Raw genomic sequence first — 18,348 nt, 5'->3', positions numbered from 1 at the left:
TTTCACAACTTGGCCAAATGCCGCTGGGCCAGATCCACATACCAGTCCAGACACCCCGGATTGGCCATGGCGTCTTTGTTGACCACTTTTTCCAGCGGCTGACCCAGCATCAGTTTCTTGATCGGCAGCTCCTGCTTTTTGCCCGACAAGGTGCGCGGGATCTCGGCGACCTGGAAGATGTCGTTCGGAATGAAGCGCGGGCTGAGCGCCACCTTGATGGCGTTGTTGAGCTTGGCCTTGAGCGCGTCGTCGAGCGTGGTGCCCGGGCGCAACACCACGAAAAGCGGCATATAACTTTCTTTGCCCAGGTACTCCAGGTCCACCACCATCGAGTCCGTCACCTCGGACAGCGCTTCAACCGCGCTGTAGAGCTCGCTGGTGCCCATGCGCAGGCCGTGGCGGTTGATGGTGGCGTCGCTGCGGCCAAAGATCACGCAGCCTTCGCCCTCGCCTTGGGCGTTGCCGATGCGCAGCCAGTCGCCGTGGCGCCAGACGCCGCCCATGCTGGCGGGGCCGTTGCCGCCGCCAGGTATGCGGCCGTGGCCGGCGGGGTACATCTCAAAATAGCTGGCTAGGTAGCGGGCGTTGTCCTGGTCGCCCCAAAAGAACAGCGGCATGGACGGGATGGGCTGGGTGCACACCAGCTCGCCCACTTCGCCTTTGACGGGCTCGCCCGCTTCGTTCCACGATTCGACCGCCGCGCCCAGCATGCGGCACTGCATCACGCCCGGCTCCTGCAGCAGCTCGCGATGCCCGCCGACAAAAGCGCCCGCGAAGTCGGTGCCGCCCGAAAGGTTGCACCACCAAATGTCGGTGCCGATGGCCTTGAACTGCTCCACCCCCCAGATTTGGGTATCGGCCGACAGGGGCGAACCGGTGGTGCCCAGCGCACGAACCCCCGACAAGTCGCCGCAACGCGAGATATCAACCCCCACCTTTTGGCAGTTGGCAAAAAAGGCGGCGCCCGCACCGAAGAAGGTGACGTTTTCTTCGGCGGCCATGCGCCACAAAATGCCCCAGTCCGGGTTGTCTTTGCTGCCGCCGGGGTTGCCGTCGTAGATCACGCAGGTCACGCCGTTGAGCAGGCCCGCCACTTGCGCATTCCACATGACCCAGCCGGTGGAGCTGTACCAATGAAAGCGTTCGCCAAAGCTGTTGGGGTGGTAGCTGCAGCCCACGTCGTTGTGCAAGATTTTGTTGGCCAAGGCCACGATCACGGTGCCGCCGTGGCCGTGCACGATGGGCTTGGGCAAACCGGTGGTGCCGCTTGAGTAAACAATCCACAGCGGGTGGTCAAAGGGCAGCCACAGCGGCTCGAAGGCCTGCACCTGGGCATCGTCTCGCGCGGTGATGGCGGACATTTGCACGCTGGCGGCCACGTCGCAACTGGCCAGATCAAGGGTGCCCAAATTCTCGTGAACGATGACGTGCTGCACGCTGGGCAGCGCGTCGCGCAGCTCCTGCACCACGGCCATGCGGTCAAAGTCGCGCCCGCCATAGCTGACACCATCCACGGCGATCAGCACCTTGGGCTCGATCTGTTTGAAACGGTCGAGCACCGCGTTGGTGCCCATGTCGGGCGCGCAAATGCTCCACACCCCACCCACACTGGCGGTGGCCAAAAACGCCACCATGGCCTCGGGGATGTTGGGCAAATACGCTGCCACCCGGTCACCGGGCTGCACACCTTGCGCTTGCAGGTGCAGCGCCATGGCGGCCACCTGGCGGCGCAACTCGGGCCAAGTCAACTCGCGTCGCAGGCCTTTTTCGTTGTGGCTGATGACGGCCAAAAAACCGGCCTCGTGCGCAGGCTGCGCATGCCGCAGCACCTGGTGCGCGTAGTTGGTCTGGGCTCCGGGGAACCACTTGGCGCCGGGCATGACATTGTGGGCCAGCACAGCGGTGTGTGGCGTGGGCGAGCGCAGATCAAAATAATCCCAGATGCTTTGCCAGAACGCATCGAGCTCGGTCACCGACCAAAGCCAAAGGTCGTTGTAGTTGGCAAAACTCAGCCCGCGCTCATCGCGCAGCCAGTTTTGGTACAGCCGAATTTGGGGGAGCTGAGGCGCTGCAGGGTGGGGTGGTGTCACATGGTTCATGGTTTACAGCGTATCAGTGGCCATGCACCGCTGTCACGCGCAACAACCCTGAAACATGCGCGTAGGTGACAGCAACGGCCGGACTTAGCCGGGCAAGGTTTCGCAGCGGCCCTGCCCCGTGGCCTGGCCCCGAAAATCACTTTGCCACTGACGCCCCACCAGATCGATCTGTATGCGCTCGTTGTCGATCGCCGTCATCACGCCACCCGACCAGAGCGAAAAGCCATAAGGCTCCACGCCGTCGATGCGCAAACGGCGAATAGTTTGTTTGTCCCAATCGATGCGCACCTCGCGCACCCAGGTGCTGCGCTGCGGCAGGTAGGCCACGGCGCAACTCAAAACCACAGAAGACGGCGCGGCCACGGCAGGGCAAAGCGCGACCCAACTGAGCGTCGCCCATCCCACAGCACGCCATGGCATGCGCACGATGTCAGGCCGCCGTGTCTTTGTTCATGCGCGCACTCTTCCAATACACGTCATCGCCCCCGTTCATGCGATTGAGCACGCGGGCCAGCACAAACATCAAATCCGACAGGCGATTGAGGTATTGACGCGGGGTTTCATTGATGGCCTCTTCGTTGCCCAAGGCCACGCAAGCGCGTTCGGCGCGGCGGGCCACGGTGCGGCACACATGGGCTTGCGACGCGCCCCGTGTGCCGGCGGGCAAGATGAACTCTTCGAGTTTGGGCAGTTGGGCGTTGTAGCGTTCCAGCGCCTCGTCGAGTGCCGCCACGGCCTCCTCCTTGAGCAATTCAAAACCAGGAATCGACAACTCGCCGCCCAAATTGAACAGCTGGTGCTGCACCTCGACCAGCACCTCGCGCACATCGGTGGGCATGGCTTCGCACAAGAGCAAACCGATGTGCGAGTTCAGTTCGTCCACCTCGCCCATGGCATGCACGCGCAGGCTGTTTTTGGAAACGCGCTGGTTGTTGCCCAGTCCGGTGGTGCCGTTGTCACCGGTGCGGGTGGCGATTTGTGTGAGTCGGTTGCCCATGGTCTTGCTCTCTGTTTTTGTTCGCTCAAGCGTGCAGGTTTTGCCATCATCGCCCACAAAAGTGGGCACCTGCAGAAAGGCTCGATTGTCGGCCAACTGGCTGCAGCCTGTCTGACAGTGGACAGCAAGACCGGGATTTGCGGCGTAAACTGCGTTTTCGCATGTCTGGCGGGTCTGGCCCGCCACCACTGGAGACCCCCATGAACGCCCCCACCCCCGCGGCCCATCTGGCCCCTGAAATCGCGCAGCGCGCCGTGCCCGAAGCCTTTTTGACGGCCCTCAAGGCCCGCTTTGGCGACAACTGCTCGACCGCCTTGGTGGTGCGCGAGCAGCACGGCCGCGACGAATCGGCTTTCACGCACGTGCCGCCACCGGCCGCGGTGGTGTTTGCCGAGTGCACCCAGGACGTGCAGGACGCGGTGCGGCTGTGCGCCGAGTTCAAAGTGCCCGTCATCCCCTTTGGCGTGGGTTCCTCGCTCGAAGGCCATTTGCTGGCCGTGCAGGGCGGCATCAGCATCGACCTGATGCGCATGAACAAGGTGCTGGCCATCAACGCCGAAGACCTCACCGTGACGGTGCAGCCCGGCGTGACGCGCAAGCAGCTCAATGAAGAGATCAAGTCCACCGGCTTGTTTTTCCCGATCGATCCCGGCGCAGACGCCACCATCGGCGGCATGAGCGCCACGCGCGCCAGCGGCACCAACGCCGTGCGCTACGGCACCATGCGCGAGAACGTGCTGGCCATGGAAGTGGTGACCGCCCAGGGCGAAGTCATCCGCACCGGCACCCGCGCCAAGAAGTCGAGCGCCGGTTACGACCTGACCCGCCTGATGGTGGGCAGCGAAGGCACGCTGGGCGTGATCACCGAAATCACGGTGCGCCTGTACCCCTTGCCCGAAGCGATTTCGGCCGCCATTTGCTCCTTCCCGAGCATCGAGGCCGCGGTGCACACCGTGATCCAAACCATCCAACTGGGCGTGCCCATTGCCCGCGTGGAGTTGATCGATCACAACGCTGTGCGCATGGTCAATGCCTACGCCAAGCTGAACCTGCGCGAAGAGCCCCTGCTGCTCATGGAGTTTCACGGCTCGCCTGCGGGCGTGAAAGAACAGGCCGAAACCGTCCAGGAGTTGGCCAGTGACATGGGCGGCAACGCGTTTGAGTGGGCCGTCACACCCGAAGAGCGCACGCGCCTGTGGACTGCGCGGCACAACGCCTACTTTGCGGCCATCCAGAGCAAACCCGGCTGCCGCGCCATCAGCACCGACACCTGCGTACCCATCAGCCGCTTGGCGGACTGCTTGCTCGACTCCATCACCGAAACCGATGCCAGCGGCCTGCCTTACTTTTTGGTCGGCCACGTGGGCGACGGCAACTTCCACTTTGGCTATTTGATCGACCCCAACAACGCGCAAGAGTGCGAAACAGCCGAAGCCCTGAATCAGCAGCTGGTCAGCCGCGCCCTGCGCTTAGGGGGAACCTGCACAGGTGAGCACGGCATTGGCCTGCACAAGATGGACTTTTTGCGCACCGAAACCGGCGAAGGCGCGGTGGACATGATGCGCACCATCAAGCGGGCGCTAGACCCGCTCAACATCATGAATCCGGGCAAGATTTTCTCGATGTGAACCCGACCGGCGCCACAGCGCCGGGCACCGCTCAGCGGGCCTCGAGCAGCAACTGCTCCACTTGCGCGCACAGCTGGGCGGGCTCAAAGGGTTTGAGCATGAGCGCGCTCAATCCCGATTGCCTGAAGGCGTCCAAATCCACCGGATGGACGTTGGCGGTCAAGCCCAAAATCGGCACCTTGTGGGCCGGGTTGCCCCAAGTCTCGCGCACCGTCCGGGTGGCCACCAGGCCGTCCACCACGGGCATGACCATGTCCATCAGCACCAGGTCCACCGGGTTCTCACGCAGGCATTGCAGCGCTTGCTGGCCATCGTGCGCCTCCAAAATCTCGCAGTGGGGCCAGGCGTTTTGCAGCACCTGTTTGACCAACAAGCGGCTGATGGCGTGGTCGTCGGCGATCAGAAAACGCCAGGCCCGGGCTCGGCTCTGAAGCGCTGGCCCGTGCGCATCGGTGGGGCGCGTGGGCAAGGCCGAGGGTGCGGGCACGGCCGTCAGGGGCAAGCGCAGCCAAAACCGCGAGCCGTGTCCCAGCGTGCTGTCAAAGCCGATGTCCCCCCCCATCAGCTGGGCCAGTTTTTGGGAAATGGCCAAACCCAAACCGTGGCCGCCGTAGCGCGCCTGGATGTCGTTGCCGGCTTGGCTGAAGGGGCTGAAGATCTGCGCCTGACGCTCGGGCGCGATGCCAATGCCGGTGTCGGTGACGGAAAACAGCGCGCCCGAGGGGCCCCATTGCACACGCAGCACAACCTCGCCCTGGTGGGTGAATTTCAGCGCATTGCCCAGCAAATTGACCAGCACCTGCATGAGCCGATGGCGATCGGTGTGCACCCAGGTGGGCAAATCCGGGTCTAGCTCCAGACGGTAGGCGAGCTGGGTGCTCTTGACCCGCGGCTCAAACATCTCGAAGGCGTGCGCCAGGGTCTGGCGCAACTCAAAGGTCTCGGCCTGGATCACCAGTTGCCCGGTTTGCAGTTGCGAGTGGTCGAGGATGTCGTTGATCACCGTCATCAGGTGCTCGGCCGACTGGCGCGTGTGGTGGAGCACCTTCAGGGCCTCGGGCTGGTCTTGCACGCGGGTCAGCAGCAGCGCATTGAAGCCCAAAATGGTGTTCATGGTGGTGCGCAGTTCGTGGCTGACGGTGGCCATGAACTGCTCGCGCATGGCGGTGGCCTGCTCCAGCGCTTGGCGTCTGGCCTCCAGCTCGCGCTGGTGGCGGCGGCCTTGCGCCAGCGCCCGGCGGTACAGCCGGTCGTACAGCCAGGGCACCACGATGAGCGCACAGGTGACGCAGACAGCCGACAAAAGTGAGGGCATCACCGGCGGCTCGGCCACCTCGCGTGCAGGCACCCAACCCAGGCCACTGGACACCGCCATGGCCAACTGCAAAAGCAGGACCAGCCACAGCCACACCACACCGGCTTGTCGGTGGATGGCATAAAACGGCGTCAGGGGCAAAACCAGCAGCCACGCCATCCAGGGTGAATAAATGCCACCGGAATGCCACACGCTGTGCATCAGCACGGCCGCCCCCAAACAGGTGGCCAAGTGGATCGCCCAAGGCGACGACAGGGCACGCCGGGCCTGCGCGGCCAGGCGCGGCCCTCCTGAGCGGTGTGGGCGCATCATGTTGTCGCCTCCCGCGCCTGGCGGACAAAGCGCCCCACGGTCTGCACCAGCGTGGCCGTGTCCATGGGCTTGCCCAAGACCTCGTCCATGCCAGCAGCCAGGCAGCGCTCGCGGTCCTGCGGCTGGGTGTTGGCGGTCAAAGCCAAAATCGGCATGCGCGCCAAACCTGCGTGGTGATGCTGCCGAATGTGCTGCGTGAGCTGCAAGCCATCCATGTCCGGCATGACCATGTCCACCAAGGCGATGTCAAACACTTGGGAGTTCAGGATGGCCAAGGCTTTGGCGGCGCTGTCCACCGTCACGATGTGCGCCTCGGGCCAGCATGCTTGCAACTGCAACCGGGCCACCATCAGGTTCAGCGTGTTGTCGTCCACCACCAGCATGCGCAGGGCGTCACCTGCCAACCCGTCATCGGGGACCGGATCAGGGGCTGACGCGGCTTGTAAAGGGACCTGCAGCCAAAACAGCGCCCCTTGGCCCAGCTGGCTTTGTACGCCGATGCGCCCGCCAAGCAACGTCACCAGTTTGTCGCACAGCGCCAGGCCCGTGGCGCCATGGGCCCGCAGGGTCTGCGCCTGGGCGTGTTCAAAGCGGCTGAAAAGCTGGGGCTGCCGATCTGCAGCGATGCCGGGCCCGGTGTCCTGAACCTCCAGGCGCAAGGCACCGCCCTGGGCCATCAACCTCACCTGCACCCCCCCCGTGTCGGTGAACTGGATGGCATTGCCCACGAGTTGGTTCAGGATCTGCAGCAAGCGCTTGCGGTCGCCATGCACATGGCCAGGCAAGGCGGCGTCACAGTGCAGGTGCAATGCCAAGCCTTTGTCGCGGGCAGCCTGTCCGTGACGTTCTTGCACGCCATCCAGCAAGGCGCGCAAGGCGAAATCCACGGGGTTCGGGCGCAGTTTCCCCGCTTGCCACTGCGAAAAATCCAGCAGGTCATTGACCACCTGAAGCAGGTGCTCGGTCGAGGTGCGGATGTGGTCGACCACCACCACCTGTTCGGGGTCGGCCCTCAAAGCGCTGCGCAGTGCGCCATTGAAGCCCAAGATGGCATTCATTGGTGTGCGCAACTCATGGCCGACGGCCGCCACAAATTCGTCCGCGTGCCCTTGCGCCTTGATCAAGGCGCTGTGGGTGCGTTGGAGTTCGTCGTTGCGCCGCTGAATCTTGCGCAGCTGCGCCTGGTGCAGGTGTTCATAAATGCGAACCCCCATCATCAGGTTCAAGAGCGCCAGCAGGTGGTGGAGCCAGGCCCAAGTCACCAGCGAGGAGGCGGCCGGGGCCTGGCCGCTGACCCAACCCATGGCCGTGACCCAGGCCAGGCCCACGGTCAAGGCCAGCACCATGCCCATCCAGGCCAGCGTGGCCGCATGCCCCAGCAACAGCAACACCGGCACGGACAAGACATGGAGCCAAACCACGGCGGTGGAATGGATGCCCCCCGTCTGGGCCGCGGTGTAAACCGTCAGCAACACCGTGAGCGCCGTGAGCGTGTGCACGGTGACGCCAAAAAACGCCCGCACACGCACCCCCCACAACAAAACGGCAGACAGCACGCAAACGAGCAAGTTGGCGTGCGCCACGCGCTCGACCGGCGTGAACACAAAGCCGAGCAAGGTGGTCAGGCTCACCAGCAACAGGTAAACAGTGAGCACCTGCTGCCGCAAAAAACCATTCAGACGAAACAGGCCTCGCCAGATTTTTCTGAACCGTTTAAACAGACCCGACATGGGCGTTGTCAGCCACGCAGTTTTTCAATCAGGCCATTGAGTTCGTCGAGCGAACCAAACTGGATGCTCAACTCGCCCATCTCTTCCATCTTGCCCAAACGCTTGACACGTTTTTTGACGCGCACCTCCACCTCGGCCATGAGCAGGTCCGACAGTTCTTCTTCCACCCGGCGCACATCGCGCGACTTTTCTTTTTTGGGCTTTTGCGTGACCAAGTTGAACTCGGCGCCGAGTTTTTTGGCCAGGCTTTCGGCTTCGCGCACCGACAGCTTTTTGCCGGCAATTTGGTTGGCCGCCGTGATCTGCGTGGCTTTGTCCAAAGACAGCAAGGCACGGGCGTGGCCCATGTCCAAGTCGCCCGCCATCAGCATGGCTTGCACGGGCTCGGCCAAGTTGAGCAGGCGCAGCAAGTTGCTGCCGGCACTGCGCGAGCGGCCCACAGCCTGCGCCGCAGCTTCGTGAGTGAGCCCAAACTCTTTGATCAGGCGTTGCAGGCCTTGAGCCTCTTCCAGCGGGTTGAGGTCTTCACGCTGGATGTTTTCGATGAGCGCCATGGCCGCGGCCGCCTCGTTGGGCACATCGCGCACCAAAACCGGGACAGATTCCAAGCCCGCCAAACGAGAGGCGCGAAAGCGCCGCTCGCCCGCGATGATCTCGTACTTGCCCGCGTGGTCACCATCGGTGAGCAGGCGCACCAGAATCGGCTGCATGATGCCTTGGGCCTTGATGGATTCGGCCAGCTCGTACAAAGCGCCTTCGTCCATTCGGGTGCGCGGCTGGTACATGCCGGCCACCATTTGGTCAAGTTTGAGTTGGGTGGGCACGCCCGTTTCAGCGCGCATGTCTGCGGGGGGGGCCTCCTGCACTTTGGGGCCCAGCAGGGCTTCGAGTCCGCGGCCAAGGCCTTTGGGTTTTTTGGTGACCATGGTCAATCCTTCCGTAATGTTTGCAACAGCGCGTGGCCCTGCGGCCAATCGCCCAGCGATGAATCTGCATTGATGTGCCCAGCCGCACCCAAGTCCACCCAACGGGCGCCCCAGTCTCGGGCCAGACCTTGAGCCCGCTCGGCAGCGCAATAAGGGTCGTTTTGGCTGCCCACCAAAATGCAGTCAAATGGCAGCTTTTGCCGCACGATGGGGGACCACCCCGGCAGCAGCTCGCGCACAGGGCCGGCCTCTACATCGCCGGGCGCGACCAGCAAGGCCCCAGACACCCGCGCCGTGTGCCGCGAGACCGACGCCCACGCGGCCACCTGGATGCAGCCCAGGCTGTGCGCGGCCAGCAGCAGACGCCCCGGGGTGTCGATGACCACCTCGTCCAGGCGCGCGAGCCAATCACCACGTCGGGGGCGCAGCCAGTCGTCCTGCTCGACCACGGTGTAGCCATGCTGGCGCACCCAGTGCATTTGCCAATGCAAGGGGCCGCTGCCTTGCCAACCGGGCAAGATCAAAACCGAAGGAGCGGCCATGTCAGAGGGTGGGCGCACGCAGCACCAACTCGCGTGCGAATTCGACATAGGCTTGGCTGCCCTTGGCCGAGGCGTCAAACACCACGCCGGGCAAACCATAGCTGGGCGCTTCGGCCAGACGCACATTGCGCGGGATCACGGTGTTGAACACCTTGTCTCCAAAGTGGTTCTTGAGCTGCTCACTGACCTGCACCTGCAGGGTGATGCGCGGATCGAACATGACACGCAGCAAACCGATGATTTTGAGGTCCTTGTTCAGGTTGGCGTGCACCTGCTTGATGGTGTTCACCAAGTCGGTCAGGCCTTCCAGCGCAAAGTATTCGCACTGCATGGGCACGATCACGCCATGGGCCGAACACAGGCCATTCAAGGTGAGCATGGACAGCGACGGAGGGCAATCAATGAGCACAAAATCGTATTCGCCATCGACCACCGCCAGCGCGTTTTTCAGGCGCTGGTCGCGGTGCGCCAGTTGCACCAACTCGACCTCGGCGCCGGCCAATTCGCGGTTGGCGCTCAACACGTCGTAGCCGCACTGGTCGGCCCGGATCAGGGCTTCGGCGATCGAGGCCGACTCCAGCAGCACGTCATAGACACTCAACTCCACCGCACGTTTGTCGATGCCCGAGCCCATGGTGGCATTGCCCTGCGGGTCCAGGTCCACCAGCAGCACACGCTGCCCGACCTTGGCCAAGCCAGCGGCCAGGTTGACGGTGGTGGTGGTTTTGCCAACGCCACCTTTTTGGTTGGCAACACAGAAAATTTTGGCCATGTCGGTGCGCTCCGTTTATTTGGAAATGGCCAGCTTGATGCCAAAGCCCACCAGAAAAAGGCCCGCCACTTTCTCGAGCACACGGCCGATCACCGGGTTCGCTCGCATGCGCTCGGCCAAGTGGTAGGTCAGCAAGGTCATGCCCACGCCATACAGAAAGGTCAGCGCGGCGATGGTAGCCGCCATGACGCCAAAACTGACCCAACCCAAATGGGTGGCGGGGTCCACGAACAAGGGGAAAAAAGCCATGTAAAAAACGATCGCCTTGGGGTTGAGCAGCGTGATCGCCAGCGCTTGCTGGAAGAATTGGCGGGGTCGAATGTTCAACACCGGCGCATCACCCGGTTTGGCCGAGAGCATCTTCCAACCCAACCACGCCAGGTAAACCGCGCCCGACCACTGGATGGCGGCAAAGGCGGTGGGGTAAGTGGCCAGCACCGCCGCCACACCGGCCACGGCCAGCCACATGAGCACCTGGTCCCCCACGATCACGCCCAGGGTGGCCATCAGGCCCCCAGCCACACCACCCTTGCTGGTGGAGGTGATCAGGGCCAGATTGCCCGGACCGGGAATCGCCAGAAACACAACAATCGCCGCCACAAAAGCGCCATAGTCAGAGATGCCAAAGAACATGGGTTTCTTTACAAAGTAGGGGTCTGAGTGTAAGTGATGCCTGCACAACAATGGCCAAACATGCCCTCACGTTTCACGTGGAACACCTTCATGACCCCCACAAGGGGCCATTTTTACAAGCGCAACCCCAAGGTGGTTTTGGGCAAAACACGCGGGGCTTGTCAGCCCACGCATCCCCATCAGGCGGGGCTGGACACTTCGGGCCTCAACCACACCATGCAACGCTCCACGTCCAGCCCCGGCACCGCCAAGGGTTCCACGTGAAACACATGGACGTCTGCCGGCAAGGCGGTGATTTCGTCTTGCGGATGCTTGCCTTTCATGGCCATCCACACCCCACCCTCGGCCAAAGCTGAGCGTGACCAGGTCACGAAGTCGGGCAAGGACGCGAAGGCACGAGAACAAATCACGGCATAAGGCTCGGTCAAGGACTCGACCCGCGCATGGATGCCGCGCAAGTTAGGCAGCTTCAGGCTGGCGGCGACCTGCTGGACAAAGGCGGCTTTTTTGGCCACGGTGTCGACACAGGTGACGTTCAACTCGGGCATGCAAATGGCCAACACCACGCCCGGCAAGCCACCCCCCGAACCCACATCCAGCACCCGGATCGCTTGGCCCTGGGTGTGGCGCTTCAACGGGGCAATGGCCGTGAGGCTGTCCAGCAGGTGGTGCGTGAGCATGTCCGCCGGATCGCGCAAGGCGGTCAGGTTGTAGACCTTGTTCCACTTCTGGATCAGCGCCATGTAGTCCAGCAGGTGCTGGACTTGCGCCTCTGACAAGTTCAGGCCCAGTGCTTGCGCCCCCGAGCGCAAGCCCGCCTCCAGATTCAGACTCATGCCTGCACGCCTTCCTCTGCCGCGTGCATGAAGCCCTTGAACCCGCCCTTTTTCAGGTGGATCAACAACAGCGACACGCTGGCCGGCGTGATGCCAGAAATGCGCGAGGCCTGGCCCAAAGTTTCAGGCCGGTGTTTCGCCAGCTTCTGTCGGGCCTCGATCGACAAGGCCGACACCTGCATATAGTCCAGGCTTTCCGGCAAACGCAGGTGCTCGTAAAAAGCCGCGCGCTCCACCTCGCCTTTTTGGCGGTCTATGTAGCCCGAATACTTGGCGGCAATCTCCACCTGCTCAATGACAGGCACACTCAAATCACCCAAGGTTTCACGTGAAACATCGGCGCTGGCCATGCGGCCTTGGTCCAAAGACATGAGGGCCGGGTAAGACACATTGGGGCGGCGCAGCAAGTCAAACAGGTTGTGTTCGTGCTCAATGGCCTTGCCCAAAACCCGCACCGATTCGTCTGCGGGCAGATTGCGTGGGTTCACCCAAGTGGATTTCAGGCGTTCTGTTTCACGTGAAACAGCATCGCGCTTGCGGCTGAAAGCGTCCCAGCGCGCATCGTCCACCAGGCCCATCTGCCGCCCCACTTCGGTCAGGCGCGCGTCGGCATTGTCTTCGCGCAGCTGCAGGCGGAACTCGGCGCGGCTGGTGAACATGCGGTAAGGCTCGGTCACGCCTTGCGTCACCAGGTCGTCCACCAGCACGCCCAAATAGGCTTGGTCGCGTGCAGGGGTCCAAGCCGTTTCGCCCCGGCATTGCAGGGCAGCGTTGATGCCCGCAAACAAACCCTGGGCCGCCGCCTCTTCGTAGCCGGTGGTGCCGTTGATCTGGCCGGCAAAAAACAGGCCGTTGATCTGCCGGGTCTCAAAGCTGTTTTTGAGTGCGCGTGGGTCAAAGTAGTCGTATTCGATGGCGTAACCGGGCCGCAGGATGTGGCAGTTTTCCAGACCCTTCATCGAGCGCACCAGCTCGTACTGGATGTCAAAAGGCAAGCTGGTCGAGATGCCGTTGGGGTAATACTCGTTCGTGGTCAGGCCCTCGGGCTCCAGAAAAATCTGGTGGCTGTCCTTGTCGGCAAAACGGTTGATCTTGTCCTCGACGCTGGGGCAGTAGCGTGGCCCTACGCCTTCGATCTTGCCGGTGAACATGGGGCTGCGGTCAAAGCCAGAGCGGATGATCTCGTGCGTGCGTTCGTTGGTGTGGGTGATCCAGCACGGCACCTGCTGCGGGTGCATCTCAGCGCGGCCCATGAAACTGAACACCGGCACCCCACCGTCGGGGTTCATGCCGCCGGGCACGCCGTCGCCGGGCTGCTCCAAGCACTTTGAAAAGTCGATGCTGCGTCCGTCCAGCCGTGGTGGTGTGCCGGTCTTCAGGCGCCCTTGCGGGAGCTGGAGCTCTTTCAGGCGAGCCGACAGGCTGACGGCGGGCGGGTCGCCTGCCCTGCCCGCGGCGTAGTTTTGCAAGCCCACATGGATCTTGCCGTCCAAAAATGTTCCGGCGGTCAGCACCACCGTGCGCGAACGGAAACGGATGCCCACTTGCGTGACGGCGCCCACCACGCGGTCACCCTCCACCATCAGGTCGTCCACCGCTTGCTGGAACAGCCACAGATTGGGCTGGTTTTCGAGCATGCGGCGAATGGCGGCTTTGTACAAAATGCGGTCGGCCTGGGCGCGGGTGGCGCGCACCGCCGGGCCTTTGGAGCTGTTGAGGATGCGGAACTGGATACCGCCCTCGTCGGTGGCCAGGGCCATCGCGCCGCCCAAGGCGTCCACCTCTTTGACCAAATGGCCCTTGCCGATGCCGCCAATGGAGGGGTTGCAGCTCATCTGCCCCAGGGTCTCGATGTTGTGGCTGAGCAAGAGCGTTTTGCAGCCCATGCGCGCCGCGGCCAAGGCCGCTTCGGTTCCGGCATGGCCGCCACCGACCACGATCACATCGAATTCTTGAGGGTAAAGCATGAGAGTCTGCCCTTTGCGGGCCAATAAGGGGCGCCGCCTGCGCCACGGAGCCGCCCGGCGAAGGGGTCGGCTGAAGCTGCTTATTTTACAGGCAGGGCTCCATCCGTGCGCCCAGCTCAAGCCCTCAACGGCAAGGCCCCTGCCGCCTTGACCTCGCCCAGCGAGAAGCTGGTGTGCAGGTCCTTCACATTGGGCAAGTTGATCAGCACATCACGGGCGAACTGGCTGAACGTGTTCAAGTCCTTGCTCACCACCTGCAGCTCAAAGGTGCCGGTGCCACTGATGTAGTGGCACGACACCACTTCGGGGATTTTGAGGATCGCCTCTTCCAGCTGGCGCGTGATGTCGCCCCGGTTGCGCTCGGCGTCCAGACGCACAAAGGCCAGCACGTCCAAGCCCACCTTCTGGCGGTCGATGTCGGCGCGGTAGCCTTTGATGACGCCAGACTCTTCGAGTGCCCGCACACGCCGCCAACACGGCGCGGCCGACAAACCCACCCGCTGCGCCAACTCGGCGTTGGTCAGACGGCCATTGGTCTGCAGTTCGTTCAATATGGCCCAGTCAAATTTGTCCATTGTTTCCAAAATATGCCTCTTTAAGCAAGACTCTTTCAAATCATAGGGCAAATCCTGTCGCCAAAAGCAAGCACCTGTCGGCCACAGCGTCCTACACTGTGTCATCCATTTCAGAAGCAGGACAGACCATGAACGCCCCCTTGCCCGAATCGATTCGTCAGGCTTTAGAGACGGTGACGCTGGACGACAAGTACAGCCTCGATGTCGGCCGCGCTTTCATGAGCGGCGTGCAGGCGCTGGTCAAGCTGCCCATGCTGCAACGCCAGCGCGACGCCTTGCAAGGCAAGAACACCGCGGGCTTCATCAGCGGCTACCGGGGCTCGCCTCTGGGCAGTTACGACCAATCCCTGTGGAAGGCCAAGGACCACCTGAAGGCCCAACACATCGTCTTCCAGCCCGGCGTGAACGAGGAGCTGGCGGCCACCGCCTTGTGGGGCACACAGCAACTGGGCTTTGCACCGCCCGGCACGAACAAATTCGACGGGGTTTTTGGCATCTGGTATGGCAAGGGCCCGGGAGTGGACCGCTGCTCGGACGTCTTCAAGCACGCCAACATGGCGGGCACCACCCCCTGGGGCGGCGTGCTGGCCGTGGCGGGCGATGACCATGTGGCCAAAAGCTCCACCGCCGCGCACCAAAGCGACCACATCTTCAAGGCCTGCGGCCTGCCCGTGTTTTTCCCGGCCAGCGTGCAAGACATCTTGGACCAAGGCTTGCATGCCCTGGCCCTGAGCCGCTTTGCCGGCATCTGGTCCGGCATGAAAACCATCCAGGAAATCGTCGAGTCGAGTGCCACCGCGCTCATCGATCCCGAGCGCGTACAGATCGTGTTGCCCGAATTCGTCATGCCCCCCGGCGGCGTGCACATCCGCTGGCCCGATACGGCCCTGGAGCAAGAAGCGCGGCTGTTCGACTACAAATGGTACGCGGCGCTGGCTTACATCCGCGCCAACAAACTCAACCACAACGTCATCCAAGGACCCCATGACCGCTTTGGCCTGATCGCCAGCGGCAAGGCATACAACGACACACGCCAAGCCCTGCTCGACCTGGGCTTGGACGACGCCAGCTGCCAACGCCTGGGCATTCGGGTGCACAAGGTCGGCGTGGTCTGGCCCCTCGAAGCGCACACCACCCGCGAGTTCGCCACCGGGCTGTGCGAAATTTTGGTGGTCGAAGAAAAACGCCAGGTCATCGAATACCAACTCAAAGAAGAGCTGTACAACTGGCGCGACGATGTGCGTCCCACCATCGTGGGCAAATTCGACGAGGCCGATGGCGACACCTCGGGCGGCGAATGGTCCACACCCAACCCGACCCAACGCACCTTGCTGCGGGCCAATGCCGACCTGACCCCCGCCTTGATTGCGCGGGCCATCGCCAAGCGCCTGAAAAAGCTGGGCGTGGACGCCGACACCACGGCCCGCATTGACGCGCACCTGAGCGTGCTGGACGCCAAAGAAAAAGCCCTGCAAAGCCTGACCCTGGGCGCCGCGGCCGAACGCACCCCCTGGTTCTGCTCCGGCTGCCCACACAACACCTCCACCAAGGTGCCCGAAGGCTCGCGCGCCATGGCAGGCATTGGCTGCCACTTCATGAGCCTCTGGATGGACCGCAGCACCACGGGCTTCACCCAGATGGGCGGTGAAGGCGTGCCATGGAGCGGCCAACAACCCTTCTGCACCGACACACACATCTTTGCCAACATCGGCGACGGCACCTATTTCCACAGCGGCATCTTGGCGGTGCGCCAAAGCGTGGCCTCGGGTGTGAACATCACCTACAAGATTTTGTACAACGACGCGGTGGCCATGACAGGTGGCCAGCAAGTCGGCGAGCGCCCCGAGGGCCACAGCGTGGTGCAAATTGCCATGAGCATGAAGGCCGAAGGCGCTCAGCGCATTGTGGTCGTGACCGACGAGCCTGAAAAATACGATGGCGTGGCTTTGGCCGAAGGCGTGCGCGTGTTCCACCGCGACGAACTCGACCGCATCCAGCGCGAGATGCGAGAAATCAAAGGCACCACCGTCATCATTTACGACCAGACCTGCGCCACCGAAAAACGCCGCCGCCGCAAACGCGGCACCATGGTCGATCCGGCGGTGCGCGTGATGATCAACGAAGAAGTGTGTGAAGGCTGTGGTGACTGCGGCGTGCAATCGAACTGCCTGTCGGTCGAACCTCTGGAAACAGAACTCGGCCGAAAACGCACCATCAACCAAAGCACCTGCAACAAGGACACCAGCTGCCTCAAAGGCTTTTGCCCCAGCTTTGTCACGGTGGAAGGCGGCACCTTCAAAAAGAAAGCCTCGTCCAGCACCATCAACCTGAGCCCCGCCAGCTTGGGCGCATTGCCAGAACCCGAACTGCCACTCATCGGTCAGCCCTGGGGCATGGTGGTGGCCGGTGTGGGCGGCACGGGTGTGATCACCATCGGCCAGCTGCTGGGCATGGCTGCGCACATCGAAGGCAAGGGGATCGTCACACAGGACTCTGCAGGTCTGGCGCAAAAAGGCGGTGCCACCTGGAGCCACATCCTGGTGGCCAACAGCCAAGACGAGATCCGCACCACCCGCGTGAGCATGGCCGCGGCGGACCTGATCATCGGCTGCGACCCCATCGTGAGCGCCTCCAAGGAAACCACCTTGCGCATGCGTGCAGGCCGAACCCACGTGGCCTTGAACAGCAACAGCACGCCCACCGCGGCGTTTGTGAAAAACGGCAACTGGCAAAACCCGGCCGAGCAATGCGTGGCCGAAATCACCGCGCAAGTGGGTGTGGAGGGCATGGGCACTTTTGATGCCGATGCCCTGGCCAAGCAACTCATGGGCGACACCATCTATGTGAATCCCATGATCCTCGGCTACGCCTGGCAAAAAGGCTGGGTGCCTTTGCGACGTGAGTCATTGGTGCGTGCCATTGAGCTCAACGACGTGCAAGTCAAAAACAACTTGGCCGCTTTTGAGTGGGGACGCCACGCCGCGCAACACCTTGATGCACTGATGCAGCAAATTCGCCCAGCGCAGGCCATCCACTTCAAAAAACGCGACAGCCTGGAAGACATTGTGGCCAACCGCATGGCACGTTTGACAGACTACCAAAACGCAGCTTACGCACAGGTTTACCAAAGCATTGTGGAACGCGTGCGGGCCACCGAGGCCCCATTGGGCAAAAGCATCCTGGCTGAAACCGTGGCACGCCATTTGTACAAGCTCATGGCCTACAAAGACGAGTACGAGGTCGCCCGCCTGCACACCCAAACCGGCTTTCTGGAACGCATCAACGACAGCTTTGAAGGCGACTTCAAGGTGAACTACCACTTGGCCCCACCCATTTGGTCCAAGCGCAATGCAAAGGGTGAATTGGTCAAACGCAAGTTTGGCCCGATCATGTTGACCGGCTTCAAATTACTGGCCAAGCTCAAAGGCCTGCGCGGCACGGCGCTCGATGTGTTTGGCAAAACCGAAGAACGTGTGACCGAGAGGGCCTTGATCCGCGAATACGTGCAGCACATCGACCTCGTGCTGGAAAAGCTGTCAGACAGCACTCACGCGCATGCGCTGGATGTGGTCCGTGTGCCCGAAACCATCAAGGGTTTTGGCCATGTCAAAGAGCGCAACATCCGTGCTGCTCGGGCATTGTGGGCATCACTGAACGCACATTGAAAACCAGAAAGCCACCTTTTCAGGTGGCTTTCTGGCTTGAAGAGCGCGCCAATTTAGAAAATCGAGCGCGGGTCAATCAGTTGTCAAACTTCAACGTGCATCTGGCAATTCAATTTTGACTTCCAACACTTCCAGGTTGTCTTGACGCTCCAAATTGACTTTGATGTCGTTGGGATTGATCTTGATGTATTTGCTGATCACCGCCACCAACTCACGTTGCAGGTCGGGCAAATAATCAGGCTCGGCCACATTGCGGCCACTGCGTTCATGGGCCAAGATGATCTGCAAGCGCTCTTTGGCCACGCTCGCAGTTTTCTTCTTTTCACCCAACAAGAAGGAAAGAAAAGACAT

The 18,348-nt window shown here is 62.2% G+C and carries 15 protein-coding genes; 2 read left to right on the top strand and 13 right to left on the bottom strand.

Annotated elements, in window-relative coordinates:
• Nucleotides 1–2: 2 nt before the first annotated feature.
• From LHAB_RS04490 to LHAB_RS04480, 3 genes are all read right to left on the bottom strand, one after another.
• Complete coding sequence (locus LHAB_RS04490) at nt 3–2,099, bottom strand: acetoacetate--CoA ligase (RefSeq protein ID WP_090044166.1); 2,097 nt, start codon at nt 2,097–2,099, stop codon at nt 3–5.
• A gap of 84 nt (nt 2,100–2,183) precedes the next feature.
• Nucleotides 2,184–2,519, bottom strand: a complete 336-nt coding sequence (locus LHAB_RS04485) for a hypothetical protein (protein ID WP_194943091.1) — start codon at nt 2,517–2,519, stop codon at nt 2,184–2,186.
• Between the two features lie 10 nt (nt 2,520–2,529).
• Nucleotides 2,530–3,096, bottom strand: coding sequence for a cob(I)yrinic acid a,c-diamide adenosyltransferase (locus tag LHAB_RS04480; RefSeq protein ID WP_090047667.1), 567 nt, complete (start codon nt 3,094–3,096; stop codon nt 2,530–2,532).
• A 200-nt stretch (nt 3,097–3,296) separates the two neighbouring features.
• On the opposite strand from LHAB_RS04480, the gene LHAB_RS04475 reads away from it, so the two are divergent.
• Nucleotides 3,297–4,724, top strand: a complete 1,428-nt coding sequence (locus tag LHAB_RS04475) for an FAD-binding oxidoreductase (RefSeq protein WP_090047665.1) — start codon at nt 3,297–3,299, stop codon at nt 4,722–4,724.
• Nucleotides 4,725–4,755: 31 nt separating this feature from the next.
• Here the strand turns inward: LHAB_RS04475 and LHAB_RS04470 are convergent, their stop codons facing one another.
• From LHAB_RS04470 to LHAB_RS04430, 9 genes are all read right to left on the bottom strand, one after another.
• Nucleotides 4,756–6,351, bottom strand: coding sequence for a hybrid sensor histidine kinase/response regulator (locus tag LHAB_RS04470; RefSeq protein WP_090044164.1), 1,596 nt, complete (start codon nt 6,349–6,351; stop codon nt 4,756–4,758).
• The gene (locus LHAB_RS04465) at nt 6,348–8,081 is read right to left on the bottom strand and encodes an ATP-binding protein (RefSeq protein ID WP_090044163.1); all 1,734 of its coding nucleotides are present in this window, start codon (nt 8,079–8,081) and stop codon (nt 6,348–6,350) included. Before LHAB_RS04465 ends, LHAB_RS04470 begins: the two co-directional genes overlap by 4 nt.
• 8 nt (nt 8,082–8,089) lie before the next feature.
• Nucleotides 8,090–9,007 (bottom strand): ParB/RepB/Spo0J family partition protein, encoded by a 918-nt coding sequence (locus LHAB_RS04460; protein WP_090044162.1) that lies wholly within the window; start codon nt 9,005–9,007, stop codon nt 8,090–8,092.
• Between the two features lie 2 nt (nt 9,008–9,009).
• The gene (locus tag LHAB_RS04455) at nt 9,010–9,549 is read right to left on the bottom strand and encodes an RBBP9/YdeN family alpha/beta hydrolase (RefSeq protein WP_090044161.1); all 540 of its coding nucleotides are present in this window, start codon (nt 9,547–9,549) and stop codon (nt 9,010–9,012) included.
• Between the two features lies 1 nt (nt 9,550).
• Nucleotides 9,551–10,321 (bottom strand): ParA family protein, encoded by a 771-nt coding sequence (locus LHAB_RS04450; RefSeq protein WP_090044160.1) that lies wholly within the window; start codon nt 10,319–10,321, stop codon nt 9,551–9,553.
• 15 nt (nt 10,322–10,336) lie between these two features.
• Nucleotides 10,337–10,954 carry a LysE family translocator gene (locus tag LHAB_RS04445; RefSeq protein WP_090044159.1) on the bottom strand — a complete coding sequence of 206 codons (618 nt, stop codon included), beginning with the start codon at nt 10,952–10,954 and terminating at the stop codon, nt 10,337–10,339.
• Between the two features lie 179 nt (nt 10,955–11,133).
• The gene (gene rsmG, locus LHAB_RS04440; protein ID WP_090044158.1) at nt 11,134–11,790 is read right to left on the bottom strand and encodes a 16S rRNA (guanine(527)-N(7))-methyltransferase RsmG; all 657 of its coding nucleotides are present in this window, start codon (nt 11,788–11,790) and stop codon (nt 11,134–11,136) included.
• Nucleotides 11,787–13,757, bottom strand: a complete 1,971-nt coding sequence (gene mnmG, locus LHAB_RS04435; protein ID WP_090044157.1) for a tRNA uridine-5-carboxymethylaminomethyl(34) synthesis enzyme MnmG — start codon at nt 13,755–13,757, stop codon at nt 11,787–11,789. The genes rsmG and mnmG overlap by 4 nt, the downstream gene beginning before the upstream one ends.
• Nucleotides 13,758–13,873: 116 nt before the next feature.
• Nucleotides 13,874–14,341 carry an Lrp/AsnC family transcriptional regulator gene (locus tag LHAB_RS04430; RefSeq protein WP_090044156.1) on the bottom strand — a complete coding sequence of 156 codons (468 nt, stop codon included), beginning with the start codon at nt 14,339–14,341 and terminating at the stop codon, nt 13,874–13,876.
• Nucleotides 14,342–14,460: 119 nt separating this feature from the next.
• Between LHAB_RS04430 and LHAB_RS04425 the strand changes: the two genes are divergently transcribed.
• Nucleotides 14,461–17,997: an indolepyruvate ferredoxin oxidoreductase family protein gene (locus LHAB_RS04425; RefSeq protein ID WP_090044155.1), complete on the top strand. Its 3,537-nt coding sequence runs from the start codon at nt 14,461–14,463 to the stop codon at nt 17,995–17,997.
• A gap of 90 nt (nt 17,998–18,087) precedes the next feature.
• On the opposite strand, the gene minE is transcribed toward LHAB_RS04425, so the two are convergent.
• Nucleotides 18,088–18,348: a cell division topological specificity factor MinE gene (gene minE, locus LHAB_RS04420; RefSeq protein ID WP_090044154.1), complete on the bottom strand. Its 261-nt coding sequence runs from the start codon at nt 18,346–18,348 to the stop codon at nt 18,088–18,090.

The sequence above is a fragment of the Limnohabitans sp. 2KL-27 genome, from assembly GCF_001269345.1.
Taxonomy (GTDB): Bacteria; Pseudomonadota; Gammaproteobacteria; order Burkholderiales; family Burkholderiaceae_C; genus Limnohabitans_A.
The sequence above is the reverse complement of the archived record's forward strand: the minus strand, read 5'-3'. Positions and strand labels throughout refer to the sequence as shown.